Here is a 16,956-nt window from a genome sequence, read left to right on the forward strand (position 1 = left end):
CCGAGAGTGTCCGGATGACCGACACGCTGACCGTCCGCCCCGCCGGGCCGGGGGACGCCGCCGACATCTGCGCGCTGCTCAACGCCGTCGACGTGATCGAGATCGGCAGACCGGAGACGGACCTCGGCAGTGTCGAGGCCGACCTCCACCACCCCCGGGTACACCTCGCCACCGACTCCTGGCTCGCCCTCCAGGGCGGCCGGCCCGTCGCCTACGCACTGCTCTGGGCCGACTCCGGGCCGGGCCGGGTCGAAGGCGACCACTACGTCCTGCCCGGCCACACGGGGGCGGCCGTGCGGCTGCTGGAGCTCATGGAGGTCCGGGCCCGGCGGATGGCAGGCCCCGACCGGGCCGCCGTACTGCGACTCCAGTTGAACGTGGAACCCACCCTGCACCCCGGCGTCCTCGCCCGGCGCGGCTACCGCACCGTGCGCCGCCACCAGGTCATGACCCGCCCGCCGGCCCGGGCCGGGGAACCGGCGCCGCGGCCCCCGGCCGGGCTGGCGCTGCGCCACTGCGGTACGGACGAGGCCGACCGCCGGCGGGCGCACGCCCTGGTGGAGGAGACCTTCGCCGCGCACTTCGGGCACGTGGAGCGGGCGTACGAGCCCTGGCTGGACCACCTCGACGCCCGGAACCTGGACTGGACCCTGGTCTGGATCGCGACCCTGCCCGCGCTGGGCGACGTAGCCGTCCTCCTCACCCGCGACGACCACACCAGCATGGGCTGGATCAGCCACCTCGGCGTACGCGAGGACGTGCGCGGGCGGGGCATCGGCGGGTTCCTGCTGCGCCACGGCTTCGCCGCCTACGCCGCGCGCGGGCGGGACACCGTAGGCCTCGGCGTCGACACCGGCAACGAAACCGGCGCTTTGGCGCTCTACGAGGCGCACGGCATGCGGCTGCACTACGCCGTCGACACGTGGGAGCTCCGTTTGCACCCACAGGGGTGACGCGCGCGTATCGCCCGGGTGCAATCGGTCCAACCATGAGTGCACAGGGCTCCACCCTGGGGTGACATTGGGGCCTACGTGAATCTTGGGACCTAGGAGGCACTCCATGCGCGGAGCCACCCACGCCAAGTGGGCCGCATGTGCGGCGGCCGTCGCCCTCGCGGCGACGGCCTGCGGCGGTGGGAGCGACAGCGGCGGGGGCGGCGACGCCGGCATCGTCAGCTCCTCCTGGGGTGACCCGCAGAACCCGCTGGAGCCGGCCAACACCAACGAGGTGCAGGGCGGCAAGGTGCTCGACATGCTCTTCCGGGGCCTCAAGCGGTACGACCCGAAGACCGGCGAGGCCGTCAACATGCTGGCCGACAAGATCGACACGACGGACAGCCAGCACTTCACGATCACCTTGAAGGACGGCTGGAAGTTCAGCAACGACGAGCCGGTCACCGCCCAGTCGTTCGTGGACGCGTGGAACTATGCGGCGGACGTGCGCAACAAACAGAACAACGCGCCCTTCTTCGCCGACATCGTCGGATACGCCGACCTGCACCCCGCCTCCGGCGAACCGAAGGCGAAGACGATGTCCGGGCTGGTCGTCAAGGACCCCAAGACCTTCACGGTCGCCTTGAAGGCGAAGTTCTCCACCTGGCCCGAGACCCTCGGCTACCAGGCCTTCTCCCCGCTGCCCAAGTCCTTCTTCACCGACCACGCCGGCTGGCTGAACAAGCCCGTGGGCAACGGCCCGTACACGGTGGACTCCTACACCAAGGGCACCGGGATGAAGCTGCGCAAGTGGGACGGCTACCCCGGTCCGGACAAGGCACAGAACGGCGGTGTGGACCTCAAGGTCTACACGGACAACAACACCGCCTACACGGACCTGATCTCCGGCAACCTCGACCTCGTGGACGACGTGCCCGCGCAGCAGCTCAAGAACGTCAAGAACGACCTCGGGGACCGCTACATCAACCAGCCGGCCCTCATCATCCAGACCCTCACCTTCCCCCTGTACGACGCGAACTGGGGCAAGGCCGGGATGGAGAAGGTCCGCCAGGGCATCTCGCGCGCCATCAACCGCGACGAGATCACCCGGCAGATCTTCCGCGAGACCCGCACCCCCGCCAAGGACTGGACCTCCCCGGCCCTCGGCGACAAGGGCGGCTTCAAGGACGTCTGCGGCGACCTGTGCACCTACGACCCCGCGGCGGCGAAGAAGATGATCCAGGACGCCGGCGGGGTGCCCGGCGGCAAGATCACGCTGACTTCCAACGTCGACACCGGCTCGCACCGCGAGTGGATGGACGCCGTCTGCAACAGCATCAACAACGCCCTCGGCGAAGGCCCGGTCTGCACCGTCAACCCGGTCGGCACCTTCGCCGACTTCCGCAACCAGCAGAGCGCCTACAAGCTCACCGGCCCCTTCCGCTCCGGCTGGCAGGCCGACTACCCGCTGATCCAGAACTTCCTGGAGCCGCTGTACTACACCGGTGCCTCCTCGAACTACGGCAAGTTCAGCAACCCGGAGTTCGACAAGCTCATCGACGAGGCCAACCAGGAGAGCGACTCCGCCAAGGCGATCGGCAAGTTCCAGGACGCGGAGAAGATCCTCGCCGAACAGATGCCCTCCATCCCGCTCTGGTACCAGAACGGCAGCGCCGGGCACTCGGAGCGGATCTCCGACGTCACCCTCAACCAGTTCAGCGTGCCGGTCTACAACGAGATCAAGGTCAGCTGACCCGCCTTCGGATCGAACCTGGAGCAGTCCATGGGACGTTATGTGATCCGGCGGCTGCTCCAGATGATCCCGGTGTTCATCGGCAGCACGTTCCTGATCTTCTTCATGGTGTACGCGCTCGGTGACCCCGTCGCGGCCCTCTTCGGCGACAAGGCGCCCGACCCCGCGACCGCCGCCCGCATCCGCAAGGACCTCTACCTCGACCAGCCCCTGTGGAAGCAGTACGTCCACTACATGGGACAGATCTTCCAGGGCGACTTCGGCACCGCCTTCAACGGCCAGAGCGTCACCGACCTGATGGCCACCGCCTTCCCCGTCACCCTGCGCCTGACCATCGTCGCTGTCGTCATCGAGGTCGTCGTCGGGATCACCCTCGGCGTGGTCAGCGGACTGCGCCGCGGCAAGTCCGTCGACACCAGCCTGCTGGTGCTCACCCTGATCGTGATCTCCGTGCCCACCTTCGTGACGGGCTACCTCCTCCAGTACCTCTTCGGCGTCAAATGGGGCTGGGTACGGCCCACGGTCTCCCCGGACGCCCCCTTCAACGAGCTGATCCTGCCCGGCATCGTCCTCGCGCTCGTCTCCCTCGCCTACGTCACCCGGCTCTCGCGCACCTCCATCGCCGAGAACGTCAAGGCCGACTACGTCCGCACCGCCGTCGCCAAGGGCCTCCCGCGCCGCCGCGTCGTCACCCGGCACCTGCTGCGCAACTCGCTCATCCCCGTCGTCACCTTCATCGGCACCGACATCGGCGCCCTGATGGGCGGCGCCATCGTCACCGAGCGGATCTTCAACATCCACGGCGTCGGCTACCAGCTGTACCAGGGCATCCTGCGCAACAACTCCCCGACGGTGGTCGGCTTCGTGACGATCCTCGTCATCGTCTTCCTGCTGGCCAACCTGCTCGTCGACCTGCTCTACGCGGTCCTGGACCCGAGGATCCGCTATGCCTGAGCGCGACGAGCCCGCCTACGACCCGCTGCAACCCGGAGAGGGAGAGGCCATCGCACCCACCGGCCAGGGCGGCCCCATGGACCTCGCGCTGGACGAGGCCGAAAGTCTGGAGAAGGTGCTGGGCGACGAGCCGACGGGCCCGGCCGAGAAGGCCCGTTCGCTGTGGTCCGACGCCTGGCACCAGCTGCGCCGCAACCCCGTCTTCATCGTCTCCTCGCTGCTGATCCTCTTCCTCGTCCTCATCGCGATCTGGCCGCAGCTCATCGCGAGCGGCGACCCGCTGCACTGCGACCTGTCCAAGTCGCAGCAGGGCTCCGCGCCGGGGCACCCCTTCGGCTACGACACGCAGGGCTGCGACGTGTACACGCGCACCGTCTACGGGGCCCGCGCCTCCATCACCGTCGGCGTCTGCGCCACCCTCGGCGCCGCCCTGCTCGGCTCCGCGCTCGGCGGGCTGGCCGGGTTCTTCGGCCACTGGGGCGACGCGCTGCTCTCCCGGATCGCCGACATCTTCTTCGGCATCCCCGTCGTCCTCGGCGGCCTGGTCTTCCTGTCCGTCGTCACCAGCACCACCGTGTGGCCCGTCGTCGGATTCATCGTGCTGCTCGGCTGGCCACAGCTCGCCCGCATCGCCCGCGGATCGGTGATCACGGCCAAGCAGAACGACTACGTCCAGGCCGCCCGGGCCCTCGGCGCCGGCAACACGCGGCTGCTGCTGCGGCACGTCGCGCCCAACGCCGTCGCCCCCGTCATCGTCGTCGCCACCATCGCCCTGGGCACCTACATCGCCCTGGAGGCCACCCTGTCGTTCCTCGGGGTGGGCCTGCGCCCGCCGACCGTCTCCTGGGGCATCGACATCTCCAACGCCGCCTCGCAGATCCGCAACGCCCCGCACATGCTGCTCTACCCGGCGGGAGCGCTGAGCCTGACCGTGCTGGCCTTCATCATGCTCGGCGACGCGGTGCGCGACGCCCTCGACCCCAAGCTGCGCTGAGGAGCCCCGCCCATGCTGCTCGAAGTGCGCGACCTGCACGTGGAGTTCACGACCCGCGACGGGGTCGCCAAGGCCGTCAACGGCGTCGACTACTCGGTGGACGCGGGCGAGACCCTCGCCGTGCTCGGCGAGTCCGGCTCCGGCAAATCGGTGACCGCGCAGGCCGTGATGGGGATCCTCGACATGCCGCCGGGCCGGATCGCGGGCGGCGAGATCCTGTTCAAGGGCAAGGACCTGCTCACGATGCGGGAGGAGGAGCGCCGCAGGATCCGCGGGGCCGAAATGGCCATGATCTTCCAGGACGCCCTCTCCTCCCTGAACCCCGTACTGAGCGTCGGCGCCCAGCTGGGCGAGATGTACGAGGTGCACCGGGGCCTGTCCCGCAAGGTCGCCAGGGCCAAGGCGGTCGAGCTGATGGACCGGGTGAAGATCCCGGCGGCCAGGCAGCGCGTGGGGGACTACCCGCACCAGTTCTCCGGCGGTATGCGCCAGCGCATCATGATCGCCATGGCGCTGGCGCTGGAACCCTCGCTGATCATCGCCGACGAGCCCACCACCGCCCTGGACGTCACGGTCCAGGCCCAGGTCATGGACCTGCTCGCGGAGCTCCAGCGCGAACTGAACATGGGGCTCATCCTGATCACCCACGACCTCGGAGTCGTCGCCGACGTCGCCGACAAGATCGCCGTCATGTACGCCGGCCGGATCGTCGAGTCCGCTCCCGTGCACGAGATCTACGCCGCCCCCGCGCACCCGTACACCCGGGGGCTGCTGGACTCGATCCCGCGCCTGGACCAGAAGGGCCAGGAGCTGTACGCCATCAAGGGGCTGCCGCCCAACCTGCTGCACATCCCGCCGGGCTGCGCGTTCAACCCGCGCTGCCCCATGGCGCAGCCCGTCTGCCGCACCGACGTCCCGCCGCTGTACGAGGTGACCGAGTCGCCGGTGCCGCGCACCACCGCCTGCCACTTCTGGAAGGAATGCCTGCATGCCTGAGCCGATCCTGGAGGTGAAGGAGCTGGTCAAGCACTACCCGCTGACCCAGGGCATCCTCTTCAAGCGGCAGATCGGCGCGGTCAGGGCGGTCGACGGGGTCTCCTTCGGCCTGCACCAGGGCGAGACCCTCGGCATCGTCGGCGAGTCGGGCTGTGGCAAGTCCACCGTCGCCAAGATGCTGGTCAACCTGGAGCGGCCGACGTCCGGGACGATCTCGTACAAGGGCGAGGACATCACCCGGCTCCCGGCCCGGGCCCTCAAGGCGGTGCGCCGCAACATCCAGATGGTCTTCCAGGACCCGTACACCTCGCTGAACCCGCGCATGACGGTCGGCGACATCATCGGCGAGCCGTACGAGATCCACCCCGAGGTGGCCCCCAAGGGCGACCGGCGCCGCAAGGTGCAGGAACTCCTCGACGTGGTCGGGCTGAACCCCGAGTACATCAACCGGTACCCGCACCAGTTCTCCGGCGGCCAGCGCCAGCGCATCGGCATCGCCCGGGGGCTGGCCCTGCGGCCGGAGGTCATCGTCGCGGACGAGCCGGTCTCCGCGCTGGACGTCTCGGTCCAGGCGCAGGTCGTCAACCTGCTGGAGCGCCTCCAGGACGAGTTCAGCCTGTCCTACGTGTTCATCGCGCACGACCTCTCGATCGTGCGGCACATCTCCGACCGGGTCGGCGTGATGTACCTGGGCCGCATCGTCGAGACCGGCACCGACACCGAGATCTACGAGCACCCCACCCACCCCTACACCCAGGCGCTGCTGTCGGCCGTGCCCGTGCCCGACCCCCGCGCCCGGGCGATCCGCGAGCGGATCATCCTGAGCGGTGACGTCCCGTCCCCGGCCAACCCTCCGTCGGGGTGCCGCTTCCGCACGCGCTGCTGGAAGGCCCAGGAGCGGTGCGCCGTGGAGGTGCCGCCGCTCGCGGTGCCCCAATGGTTCCCGTCCGGGCCCAGGGCGCATCCGTCGGCCTGTCACTTCGCGGCGGAGAAAAGGGTGGTGCCGGTGACGGCCCCGCCGCCGAGTCCGCCGCCGGCCGCGCCGCCGCCGGCCGCGCCGCCGACGGGCCTCCCGGGGGAGGAGCGGCCTCCGGGGGACCGATGATTTCAGGCCACCCCCGAGCGTACGTCCGAATATCTCTGCGGTTGCCACAACTCCGTTTACGTCGAGGCAACTTGACCGTATCTGCCCCGAGATATCGGCCCGGCAGCCTGGTGCGCGTGCGGCCGTGCGGGTGCCCACAGCCGGCCGGGCGGGCGTACGGCCTCCCCGGCCGGCCTCCCCGTGCCCCCGCCCGTGCGCGGCGTGCGCCCTTCGTGCTGCCGGAATTCGATCGATGCGCTGGTACGGAAAGTTATGATCCGTAGCGCACGGTGGGTATGAGTCCGCCGTGCACGAGTACGCGTACCGATGTCCGCTCGACGTGGAGGTGAAACGCCGTGGCACTCTCGATCTCGGCCGTGGTGCTGCTGGCGATCGTCGTCTTCCTGCTGGTGCGGAAATCGGGGCTGAAGGCGGGACACGCCTTCGTCTGTGTGCTCCTCGGCTTCTACCTGGCGAGTTCGACCATCGCGCCCACCCTCAGCCAGCTGACGTCCAACGTGGCGAGCATGATCAGTGGCCTCAAGCTGTAGGGCCAGCTCGTAGGCTGACCCCATGAACGGTCTTCCCGCCCGTCGTCTGCTCCTCGTGCACGCGCACCCGGACGACGAGTCGATCAACAACGGCGTCACCATGGCCAAGTACGCGGCCGAGGGCGCCCACGTCGCGTTGGTGACCTGCACCCTCGGCGAGGAGGGTGAGGTCATCCCGCCCGCCCTCGCCCACCTGGCGCCCGACCGCGACGACACCCTCGGCGCGCACCGGGTCGGCGAGCTCGCCGCCGCCATGAAGGAACTGGGCGTCACCGACCACCGGTTCCTCGGCGGCCCCGGCCGCTTCCGGGACTCCGGGATGATGGGCGCCGAGCAGAACCACCGGCCGGGCGCCTTCTGGTCCGCAGAGGTGGACGAGGCCGCCGCGTACCTCGTGGAGATCATCCGCGAGCTGCGTCCGCAGGTGCTGGTCACCTACGACCCCGACGGCGGCTACGGCCACCCCGACCACATCCAGGCCCACCGCGTCGCCACGCGCGCCGCCGAACTCGCGGCGGAGACCACGTACCGGCGCGACCTCGGCGATCCGCACGAGATCCGCAAGGTCTACTGGAACCGGGTGCCGCGCTCGGCGGTCGAGGAGGGCTTCGAGCGGCTCCGCGCGGCCGGTGCGGCAGTGCCCTTCCCGGGTGTCGCGTCCCCGCAGGACGTGCCGGGCGTCGTCGCGGACGAGCGGATCACCGCCGAGATCGGCGACGAGGACGGCCGGGACGACTTCGTACGCGCCAAGGCCGCCGCGATGCGGGCGCACGCGACGCAGATCGCCGTGGACGGTCCCTTCTTCGCCCTGTCGAACGACCTGGCCCAGCCGCTCTTCGCCCGCGAGTACTACGAACTCGTCGCCGGGGAGCCGGGAGCCGCGGAGGGCGAGCGGGAGCGCGACCTGTTCGCGGGGGTGCCGGCATGACCGGGACGCTGACGCCCGCGAGGATCGCCGCCCTCCTGGGCCTGCTCGTCGCCGGGGCGCTGACGGGCGCGGCCGGATGGCTCGTGATCGGCCTCTGGTTCCCCGGCGGGCTGCTGCTGGCACTGCTCGCCCTCTTCGGGGTCTTCCTCGCAGGCCGGCTCACGACCGGGAGCGGGCTCGGGGTGGGCGCGGCGGCGGTCGGCTGGTTCCTGGCGTACGTGGTGCTCAGCCTGCCGCGCCCCGAAGGGGACTTCCTGCTCGGTTCGTCCGGAATCGGGCTGTACGCCTACCTTTTGGGCGGGGCCGCCATCGCTGTGATCTGCGCCACAATGAAAAGCGCGCCGGACCGGCCGGTTCCGGCCACCCGGCCCCGGCGCTGACGTGCTGTCGGACTCGGCCGGGCTCTGATCGGGGACGGCTTGAGGCGGTTTGACGGTCCGTGTAAGGGTGACCCTGCGGAAGCCCAAGAGGAATCCCGGATTCCCGACGGACAGTTGCGCGTGCGCGGCGGCCAGTATGGTGGACGGGCCGCCGAGCTGCCCGCGCAAGGTTGACGGGCGGCGGAGCCAACCGGGAGAACCTGCCTTGAGTCGTGAAACTGACAGTTCGTCCCCCGGGCCCCAAGGGCACGGTGGAGCCGCCTACCCCTCGGGCACGCCGCCGTATGGAACCGGCCGGAATCCGTCCACGACTGAGCCACCCGGGCCTGGCGCGGCGACCGCCACGGAGGAGAACCCTGTGACTTCGAAGCCGTCCACGCCCGACTCCGACGGGCCGAAGACCGAGACCACCCTGACGACCCGGATCCGGATCAACATCCCCGGTTCACGGCCGATCCCGCCCGTCGTCGTGCGCAAGCCGGTGAAGGACGCCGAGGGGGCCGCGCAGTCGCGACCCGAGGTGTCCGAGGGCGAGGCCGGTCAGGCCGCCGTCCCGGCGCCGGCACCGTCCGCCGGTCCGGGGGCCGGGGCGCAGGCGTCGCCCGCGCCGCTGCCCACGCGGAACCCCGCGGCCTCCCAGGCCGGGCGGGCGCAGGCCCAGGGCGGCTCGGACGAGACGTCCAGCAACTGGTTCGCGCCGCGCAAGTCGTCCCCGACCCCGCCCGCGGGTGTGCGGACCGAGCCCGGTCCGGCGCAGGGGGGCGCGGGCTACGGACCGACCGCGGGCGGCGCACCGGCGGGGCAGGGCGGGCCGGTGGGGTCCGGGCCTGCGGGGTCGCCCGCGCCCGACGCAGCCCGTACCGGCGGCGGCGTGCCGAGGCCGCAGGGTCCCGCGTCCGGTTACGGCTCGGACCGGGGGTTCCCGCCCGGGCCGCCGGCGCCGGGATCGCCCCAGGGGTACCCGGAGTTCGACAACGGGCCGTCCACCGAGGCGTTCCCCGCGTACGAGGAGCCCGCGCGGCAGGCCGGCCCGGCCGGGCCGACCACTGGCCCCGCGTTCGGTACCGCCCCCGTGCGCGCCGACGACGCGCCGCGCTGGCCCGGGCCGGAGGCCCCGCCGGCGGGTGGCCCGTTCCCGGGCGGCCCGCGCGCGGACGGCCCGGTGCCCGGGGACCCGTTCGCCGGGGACCCCTTCCCCGGTGGCCCGGTGCCCGGGGACGCGTTCCCCGGTGGCCCGGTGCCCGGGGACACGTTCCCCGGTGGCCCGGTGCCCGGCGGGCCCGGTCCGCTGCCCGGTGGTCCGCTCGCGGGTGGCCCGGGGCCCGGGCCGGTCGTGCCGACGGCGGCCCCGCAGCCGCCGAAGCAGACCCGGCCGGCCCCCAAGGCGCCCGCGAAGCCCGCCAAGAAGCGCTCCAAGCTCGTCATGGCCGGCGGCGGCCTGATCGTCCTGCTCGGCGTGGCCTACGGCGCCGGGCTGCTCCTGAACCACTCCGACGTCCCCAAGGGCACCACCGTCCTCGGCGTCGACATCAGCGGCAGCCGCGACGAGGCCGTCACCCGGCTCCAGGCCGTCTTCGGCACCCGGGCCTCCGCCCCGCTCCAGTTCACGGTCGGCGGCAAGCAGGTCGAGTTGAAGCCCGACAAGGCCGGACTGACCCTCGACACCCAGACCACCGTCCGCAACGCCACCGGCAGCGACTACAACCCGGTCACCGTCATCGGCTCCCTCCTCGGGCAGTCGCGCACCGCCGAAGCGGTCATGCCCGTGGACGAGGAGAAGCTGCGGGTCGCGCTCCAGCAACTCGCGGGCAGCGCGGGCACGGCCACCGAGGGCACGATCAAGTTCGACACCGGCAAGGCCGTCGCCGTTCCCGGCCAGGCCGGCACCAGCCTCGACGTCGACGGCTCCGTCGACCCGGTGATCAAGGCCTTCCGGAACACCATCGCCACCGGCAAGTCCACCCCCGTCGAACTGCCCACCGCCACCCGGGAACCGTCCATCGACCAGGCCGAACTGAACCGTGCCATGAAGGAGTTCGCAGAACCCGCGATGTCCGGCATCGCCACGGTCAAGGCGGGCAGCAAGTCCATCGCGTTCGGCGCCAAGACGCTGCCCAAGATCCTCAGCATGACGCCCGTCCAGGGGCACCTCGTCGAGAAGTACGACCTCGAAGCGTTGAAGGCCGCCTACAGCGACACCTTCGACGGGGTCCAGATCGCCCGGGGCACCGGCGCGAAGACCGCCGTCACGCCGCAGGACGTCGCGGGCGCCCTCGGCAAGGCCCTGCGCGGCAAGACGCCCGCGGAGCGGACCGCGGTCATCGACACGGACGCCAACTGATCGGCGACTGCTGAAACCGCATGCCAGAGCCCCTGCCGGCCCTTTCGTACGAGAGGGCCGGCAGGGGCTCTGGCCTGGCCCCGGCACACCGTCACATCCACCGCATGACAACTGTCATGCGGCAGTCACGACGCGAGACACTGACGCGGACCCCTCGCCGCGGGCGAATCTTGAGCCATGAAGACGACGACCGCGACGCACACAGCCGCCGCCCCGGGCCCCGGAGCCACCACCGGTTCCGTGGTGAGCTTCCAGAACGTGACCAAGAGCTACGGCGCCGTCCGTGCGGTCGACGGCCTCTCCCTCGATCTGCACCCGGGAGAGACCGTCGCGCTCCTCGGCCCCAACGGCGCCGGCAAGTCCTCCACCCTCGACCTCCTGCTCGGACTGCGCCCCGCCGACTCCGGGTCCGTCCGGCTCTTCGGGACCACGCCCCGCGAAGCCATAGCCGCCGGGCGGGTCGGGGCCATGCTCCAGACCGGCGGGCTGATGGAGGAAGTGACCGTCCGTGAGATCGTCGCCCTCACCTGCGCGCTGCACCCCCGCCCGTACCCGGTCGAAGAGGTGCTCAGCCGTGCCGGGATCTCCGACATAGCGGGCCGGCTCGTCAACAAGCTCTCCGGTGGACAGGAGCAGCGCGTCCGCTTCGCGCTCGCCACCGCCGGAGACAACGAGCTGATCGTGCTGGACGAGCCGACGACCGGCATGGACGTCACCTCCCGGCAGGCCTTCTGGGCCACCATGCGGGAGCAGGCCGCCCGGGGCCGTACGGTCCTGTTCGCCACGCACTACCTGGAGGAGGCGGACGCGATAGCCGACCGCGTCCTGGTCCTCAGCAAGGGCCGGCTCCTCGCCGACGGCACCGCCGCCGAGATCAAGGCCAAGGCCGGCGCCCGCCGGATCGCCTTCGACCTCGCGGACGGCCAGGTCGACGAGCGGGCGCTGCGCGCCCTGCCGCACCTGACCTCCTACGAGCGCCACGGCGAAACCGTGAAGCTCCAGTCGCGCGACGCCGACGCGACCGTACACGCCGTCTACGCCCTGGGGCTCTACCCCAGGAACCTGGAAGTCGCCGGGCTCGGCCTGGAACAGGCCTTCATCGCCCTCACCGAGGCCGAGGAGGCCAACGCATCATGACCACCGGAACGCTCAAGCTCGTCAAGCTGGAAGTCACCCGCGCCCTGCGCAACAAGAAGTACCTGTTCTTCACCGTCCTCTATCCGGCCGCGCTGTTCCTGATGCTCGGCGGCACCCTGAACGGCACGACCAAGGTCATGGGCACGGACCTGGCCATGCCCGCCTTCTACATGGTCGCCATGGCCTCCTTCGGCGCCCTGACCGCCGTCCTCATGGGCAACAGCGAGCGAATAGCCAAGGAGCGTGAGGCCGGCTGGGTCCGCCAGCTGCGCCTGACCTCCCTGCCGGGCCGCGGCTACGTCCTGGCCAAGACCGCCAGCGCCGGAGTGCTGTCCCTGCCCGCGATCCTCGTCGTCTTCGCGGTGGCCGCCCTGGTCAAGGGCGTACGGTTCGAGGTCTGGCAGTGGCTCGCCCTGACGGGCTCCATCTGGGCCGGCAGCCTCGTCTTCGCCGCCCTCGGCGTGGCCCTCGGCTACCTGGCCAGCGGGGACACCGTCCGCCCCATCACCATGCTCTTCTACTTCGGCCTCTCCATCCTCGGCGGCCTGTGGATGCCCACCGCGGCCTTCCCGCAGTGGCTGCGCGACATCTGCGAGTGGCTGCCCACCCACGCCTACGCGGGCCTCGGCCAGGCGATAGAACTGGGTGGCGCGCCCCACATGAAGGACGTCGCGATCCTCGCGGTCTACTTCGTACTGTTCACTGGTGCTGCCGCCTGGCTGTACCGGAAGGACTCGTTGAAGGCGTGACGACGCAAGTGACCGAAGCGACCAGGTTCATGAACGACAGCCTGATGGAGGGATCCGGCGGCGGCCCGAGGGTGGGCGTACGGCCCGAGACCCGGCGCCACAAGATCGTGAAGTCGATGTGGATCAGCCTGTGGCTGTTCTACCTCAGCGCCCCCGTCATCGACCTGGTCCGCGGCGGACACAGCCTGGAGGCCCGGCTGCTGGGCGGCCTGGGCCTCGCGGCCTTCGTCTCCTGGTACCTGGTCCTGGTGTTCCGCACCGCCCGGGAAAGCGAGCTGCGCTGGCTGCTGATCTCCGTCGGCGCCCTCTCCGCCCAGGCGACCGTGCTCTCGCTGAGCCTGGGCCGCGAATGGCTCGTCCTCTTCGTCTACGTCTCCATCTCCTCCGGCGCCGCGCTGCCGGGGGGAATCTCGCGCTGGACGGTGCCGGCCGCGACCGCGCTGCTGACGGCGACGGCCCTCGCGGTGCCGGGCGGCGACGCGTACCTGGCGGGCCTGCTGATCCCGGCCGTGATGGGCGGCTACGCGATGGTCGGCATCCGCGCGATGATCCGTACCACCATCGAGCTGCGCGAGGCCCGGGCGACCGTGGCGCAGCTCGCGGCCAACGAGGAACGCCTGCGGATGGCCCGGGACCTGCACGACCTGCTCGGGCACTCGCTGTCGCTGATCACGCTCAAGAGCGAACTGGCGGGCCGGATGCTCCCGGACCGCCCGGAGCTCGCCGCCCAGCAGGTGGCGGACATCGAGCAGGTCAGCCGACAGGCGCTGGTCGACGTACGGGAAGCGGTGAGCGGCTACCGGCGGCCGACCCTGCCGGGCGAACTGGCCGGCGCACGCACCGCCCTGACCGCGGCGGGCGTCCTCGCCGACCTTCCGCCGGAGCCCCCGGAGGACCTCCCGCAGGAAGTCGAATCGGCGCTGGCGTGGTCACTGCGCGAAGCGGTGACGAACGCGGTACGGCACAGCGGCGCCAAACGCTGCACGGTCACCCTGGCCATCCGCCAGACCCTCGCCGGCAAGGTGGTCGAACTGACCGTCTTCGACGACGGCGCGGGCGGCGCGGCAGCCCACGGCAACGGCCTGACCGGCCTGACGGAGCGCCTGCAAGCGGTGGGCGGCACCCTGGAGGCGGGCCCGGTGGGCAGGACCGGCTTCCGGCTGCTGGCCCGCGTCCCCCTAGGATCAGCCTCATGACGCCACGGCCCATCCGGATCCTCCTCGCCGAGGACCAGTCCATGGTCCGGGAAGCCCTCGCCGCGCTGCTCGGCCTCGAACCGGACATCGAGGTACTGGCCCAAGTCGCCCGCGGGGACGAGGTGTTGGCGGCGGCCCGCGCACACGACGTGAACGTGGCGCTGCTCGACATCGAGATGCCGGGCATGACGGGCATCGAAGCGGCCGCGGCGTTGCGGGACGCCCTGCCGGCGCTGCGCATCGTCATCCTGACCACCTTCGGCCGCCCCGGCTACCTCCGCGGGGCGATGGAGGCGGGAGCGTCGGCGTTCCTCGTGAAGGACGCCCCGGCCGCGCAGTTGGCGGAGGCGGTGCGCAAGGTCCTCACGGGCGAGCGCGTCATCGACCCGACGCTCGCGGCGGCGGCCCTGGCCGAGGGGGCGAACCCGCTGACCGACCGGGAACGGGAGGTGCTGCGCGAGGCGGAGTTCGGCGCGACCAACGCGGAACTCGCGGCCCGGCTGCACCTGTCCCAGGGCACGGTCCGCAACTACCTCTCGATGGCGATCCAGAAGCTGGCCGCCCGCAACCGCGCCGAAGCCGTCCGCGTGGCCCGCGAGAAGGGCTGGCTGTAGCAGCGCCGCGGGCGCGGGATGCCGGCTGCGCGGGTCAGTTCAGCAGCGCGCGGGCCGAGAGGGCTTCCGCGCGGACGCGGGCCGCCGCCGCCGCGTCCACGGCGCCGACCACCTCCGCGTACGCGTCCAGCTCCGCCGCCCCTGCCACGAACTGCCCCCGCTCGACCAGCACCCGCGCCCGCTCGTACCGCAGCGACGCCGGGTGCGAGGGAAGCAGCAGCGACAGGTCCAGCGCCCACAGCGCGACCGCCGACTGCTCGGGCCGGGTGGCGGCCCACGCCCGGATGTTGTTCAGGATCCGCAGCACGATGTCCAGCGTCCGGGCCGGCGTCCGCGGCCCGCTCGCCGACTCCGCCGGACCCGCCCCGAGCGACGCGCCGCCCGCGAAGGGATCCACCACGACCCCCTCCTCCGGATCCCCGAAACCCACCACGAAGTGGCCCGGCAGCCCCAGCCCGTACACCGGAGCCCCCGCGCGCCGGGCCACCTCCAGCCATACGACGGACAGCAGGATCGGCAGGCCCCTGCGGCGCAGCAGCACCTCGTGCAGCAGCGAGGACGAGAGCCGGTCGTAGTCCGCCGGAGTCCCGTGGAAGCCGAGCCGCCCGCCCAGCAGCTCCGTCACCGCCGAGGCCCAGGCCGCCCCGCCGCGCAGCCCGTACGGCAGCATCCCCGCGAGCCGGTCCAGCTCGATCTGGGCCCGGTCCATGCCCCGCTCGTCGAGCTCCGGGTCCGCCTCGGCCGCCAGCAGCAGGCACAGCAGTGCCAGGTCCGGCCGCTCCGAGCGGGCCTCCGCCGCGAACCGGGCCCGTGCCCCGGCGCTCACGCCGCCGCCCGGAAGTGGTGGTAGGCGTGGTGCGTCGCGAATCCCATCCCCTCGTACAGGGCCCGCGCCCCCGCGTTGGCGGCCTCCACCTGGAGCCACGCCGCCGAGGCGCCCTCCTCCAGCGCCCGCCGCGCCAGTGCCGTCATCACCGCCGTCGCGAGGCCCCCGCGCCGCTGAGCGGGATCGACCTCGACCGCCGCGAACCCGGCCCAGCGGCCGTCGACCACCATGCGCCCGATCGCCTGTCCGGGCAGCGTCGCGAACCACACCGAAGGCCCCGCGACCAGCACCTTCCGGGCCACTTCGGGGTCCTCGACGCGCCCGTACCGCCCGAGCCACTCCTCGTCGGGCGCGCGGGTCAGCCGTACCCGGGACGCCGCGGCGGCGTCCACGTCCCCGACCGGGGCCAGCGCCGCGATGCGGACCTCCGCCGAGACCTCGTTCACCCAGCCCCGCCGCTCCAGCTCCGCGCACAGCGGCTCCTGCGTGCCGACGGCGCCGGTCGCGGCCTGTACGTACGCCGGAAGGCGACGTCGCGCGTACCAGGAGGTCACTCGCGCGAGTGCTTCGTCCAGCGGTGTCCCCGGGTCCCCCAGCGCCAGCACCGAGTTGGCCCGCCGGGTGAACCCGCCCGCCGCACGCAAGGTCCACTCGCCCAGCGGCTCGCTCTCCAGCGGCTGCCAGGCCCTGGCGGTGACCCTGGCGAGCTCCTCGAAAGACGCTCCAGGCCCCTTGCGCCGGGCGGGCGCCGGAGGGACGATCTTGCCTGCTACCAGCGTCGATTCCGCGATGTGGACGGACCGCCCGTCCTTGCGTGTGATCGTGAGCACACCCCCGGTCCAGGATGTGAGAACCCCGACCGTGTCCGTGAACGAGGGGGGCCCGCTCCGGTCCGCCTCCACCCGTCGCACAGAAACCCGTTTACCCACGTCAGCCGGGGTAATACGGATCTCCAGCAGTCCACCGGCAGTGATTTCCACAGCTCTGTCAGCCCCTCCTGTTCGGATCGTGCCCGGGAACGGAGATACTAGGCGTGGGCATCGACGACGCCGCGCTCCCGCGCGATATGGAAAGCCCTACCGAGGAGGAACGAGAGCGTGACCTACGTCATCGCGGAGCCTTGTGTCGACGTCAAGGACAAGGCATGCATCGAAGAGTGCCCCGTCGACTGCATCTACGAGGGCCAGCGGTCCTTGTACATCCACCCGGACGAATGCGTCGACTGTGGTGCGTGTGAGCCGGTCTGCCCGGTCGAGGCCATCTTCTACGAGGACGACACCCCGGAGGAGTGGAAGGACTACTACAAGGCGAACGTGGAGTTCTTCGACGAGCTCGGTTCGCCCGGTGGCGCCTCGAAGCTCGGCCTGATCGAGCGGGACCACCCCTTCATCGCAGCGCTGCCGCCGATGGGCGAGGGCCACTGACGGCCGTCGCCCCGGCGCAGTGAGCTTCGGTCCCGTACGGCCCCGTGCCGCGCGGGACCGAGCCGTTTGCGCACAGCGGTCCGTACCGACGGGCAGC

At 71.6% G+C, this 16,956-nt stretch carries 17 protein-coding genes; 15 read left to right on the forward strand and 2 right to left on the reverse strand.

Annotation, left to right across the window (positions count from 1 at the left end):
- Positions 1-14 precede the first annotated feature (14 nt).
- The 14 genes from IE207_RS07710 to IE207_RS07775 all read left to right on the forward strand — a co-directional run bounded on the left by IE207_RS07710 (position 15) and on the right by IE207_RS07775 (position 14,609).
- Positions 15-953: a GNAT family N-acetyltransferase gene (locus IE207_RS07710; protein WP_190183262.1), complete on the forward strand. Its 939-nt coding sequence runs from the start codon at positions 15-17 to the stop codon at positions 951-953.
- Positions 954-1,059: 106 nt separating this feature from the next.
- Entirely contained in the window at positions 1,060-2,685 is a 1,626-nt protein-coding gene (locus IE207_RS07715) for a peptide ABC transporter substrate-binding protein (protein WP_190183263.1), read from the forward strand.
- Positions 2,686-2,715: 30 nt separating this feature from the next.
- Positions 2,716-3,639: an ABC transporter permease gene (locus IE207_RS07720; RefSeq protein WP_190183264.1), complete on the forward strand. Its 924-nt coding sequence runs from the start codon at positions 2,716-2,718 to the stop codon at positions 3,637-3,639.
- Positions 3,632-4,633, forward strand: coding sequence for an ABC transporter permease (locus IE207_RS07725; protein ID WP_190183265.1), 1,002 nt, complete (start codon positions 3,632-3,634; stop codon positions 4,631-4,633). The genes IE207_RS07720 and IE207_RS07725 overlap by 8 nt, the downstream gene beginning before the upstream one ends.
- Positions 4,634-4,645: 12 nt before the next feature.
- The gene (locus IE207_RS07730; RefSeq protein ID WP_190183266.1) at positions 4,646-5,629 is read left to right on the forward strand and encodes an ABC transporter ATP-binding protein; all 984 of its coding nucleotides are present in this window, start codon (positions 4,646-4,648) and stop codon (positions 5,627-5,629) included.
- Positions 5,622-6,734: an ABC transporter ATP-binding protein gene (locus IE207_RS07735; protein WP_190183267.1), complete on the forward strand. Its 1,113-nt coding sequence runs from the start codon at positions 5,622-5,624 to the stop codon at positions 6,732-6,734. Before IE207_RS07730 ends, IE207_RS07735 begins: the two co-directional genes overlap by 8 nt.
- A gap of 335 nt (positions 6,735-7,069) precedes the next feature.
- The gene (locus tag IE207_RS07740) at positions 7,070-7,264 is read left to right on the forward strand and encodes a hypothetical protein (protein ID WP_136213899.1); all 195 of its coding nucleotides are present in this window, start codon (positions 7,070-7,072) and stop codon (positions 7,262-7,264) included.
- Positions 7,265-7,286: 22 nt separating this feature from the next.
- Positions 7,287-8,192, forward strand: a complete 906-nt coding sequence (gene mshB, locus IE207_RS07745) for an N-acetyl-1-D-myo-inositol-2-amino-2-deoxy-alpha-D-glucopyranoside deacetylase (RefSeq protein WP_190183268.1) — start codon at positions 7,287-7,289, stop codon at positions 8,190-8,192.
- Entirely contained in the window at positions 8,189-8,572 is a 384-nt protein-coding gene (locus tag IE207_RS07750; protein ID WP_190183269.1) for a DUF6113 family protein, read from the forward strand. Before mshB ends, IE207_RS07750 begins: the two co-directional genes overlap by 4 nt.
- Before the next feature lie 205 nt (positions 8,573-8,777).
- Positions 8,778-10,913: a peptidoglycan binding domain-containing protein gene (locus IE207_RS07755; protein ID WP_229873449.1), complete on the forward strand. Its 2,136-nt coding sequence runs from the start codon at positions 8,778-8,780 to the stop codon at positions 10,911-10,913.
- A gap of 177 nt (positions 10,914-11,090) precedes the next feature.
- The gene (locus IE207_RS07760) at positions 11,091-12,050 is read left to right on the forward strand and encodes an ABC transporter ATP-binding protein (protein ID WP_190183271.1); all 960 of its coding nucleotides are present in this window, start codon (positions 11,091-11,093) and stop codon (positions 12,048-12,050) included.
- On the forward strand, positions 12,047-12,799 hold the full coding sequence (locus IE207_RS07765; protein WP_190183272.1) for an ABC transporter permease: 753 nt from the start codon (positions 12,047-12,049) through the stop codon (positions 12,797-12,799). Before IE207_RS07760 ends, IE207_RS07765 begins: the two co-directional genes overlap by 4 nt.
- A gap of 44 nt (positions 12,800-12,843) precedes the next feature.
- Positions 12,844-13,995, forward strand: a complete 1,152-nt coding sequence (locus tag IE207_RS07770) for a sensor histidine kinase (protein ID WP_190183623.1) — start codon at positions 12,844-12,846, stop codon at positions 13,993-13,995.
- The gene (locus IE207_RS07775) at positions 13,992-14,609 is read left to right on the forward strand and encodes a response regulator transcription factor (protein WP_190183273.1); all 618 of its coding nucleotides are present in this window, start codon (positions 13,992-13,994) and stop codon (positions 14,607-14,609) included. The genes IE207_RS07770 and IE207_RS07775 overlap by 4 nt, the downstream gene beginning before the upstream one ends.
- A gap of 34 nt (positions 14,610-14,643) precedes the next feature.
- Here the strand turns inward: IE207_RS07775 and IE207_RS07780 are convergent, their stop codons facing one another.
- Complete coding sequence (locus IE207_RS07780) at positions 14,644-15,435, reverse strand: transglutaminase-like domain-containing protein (RefSeq protein ID WP_229873452.1); 792 nt, start codon at positions 15,433-15,435, stop codon at positions 14,644-14,646.
- A complete protein-coding gene (locus IE207_RS07785; RefSeq protein ID WP_190183275.1) occupies positions 15,432-16,415 on the reverse strand; it encodes a GNAT family N-acetyltransferase in 984 nt (327 codons plus the stop codon). The genes IE207_RS07780 and IE207_RS07785 overlap by 4 nt, the downstream gene beginning before the upstream one ends.
- A 117-nt stretch (positions 16,416-16,532) precedes the next feature.
- On the opposite strand from IE207_RS07785, the gene fdxA reads away from it, so the two are divergent.
- On the forward strand, positions 16,533-16,859 hold the full coding sequence (gene fdxA / locus IE207_RS07790; RefSeq protein WP_030291119.1) for a ferredoxin: 327 nt from the start codon (positions 16,533-16,535) through the stop codon (positions 16,857-16,859).
- The last annotated feature ends 97 nt before the right edge of the window (positions 16,860-16,956 follow it).

It is taken from the genome of Streptomyces cirratus (assembly GCF_014650775.1).
GTDB classification, from domain to species: Bacteria; Actinomycetota; Actinomycetes; order Streptomycetales; family Streptomycetaceae; genus Streptomyces; species Streptomyces cirratus.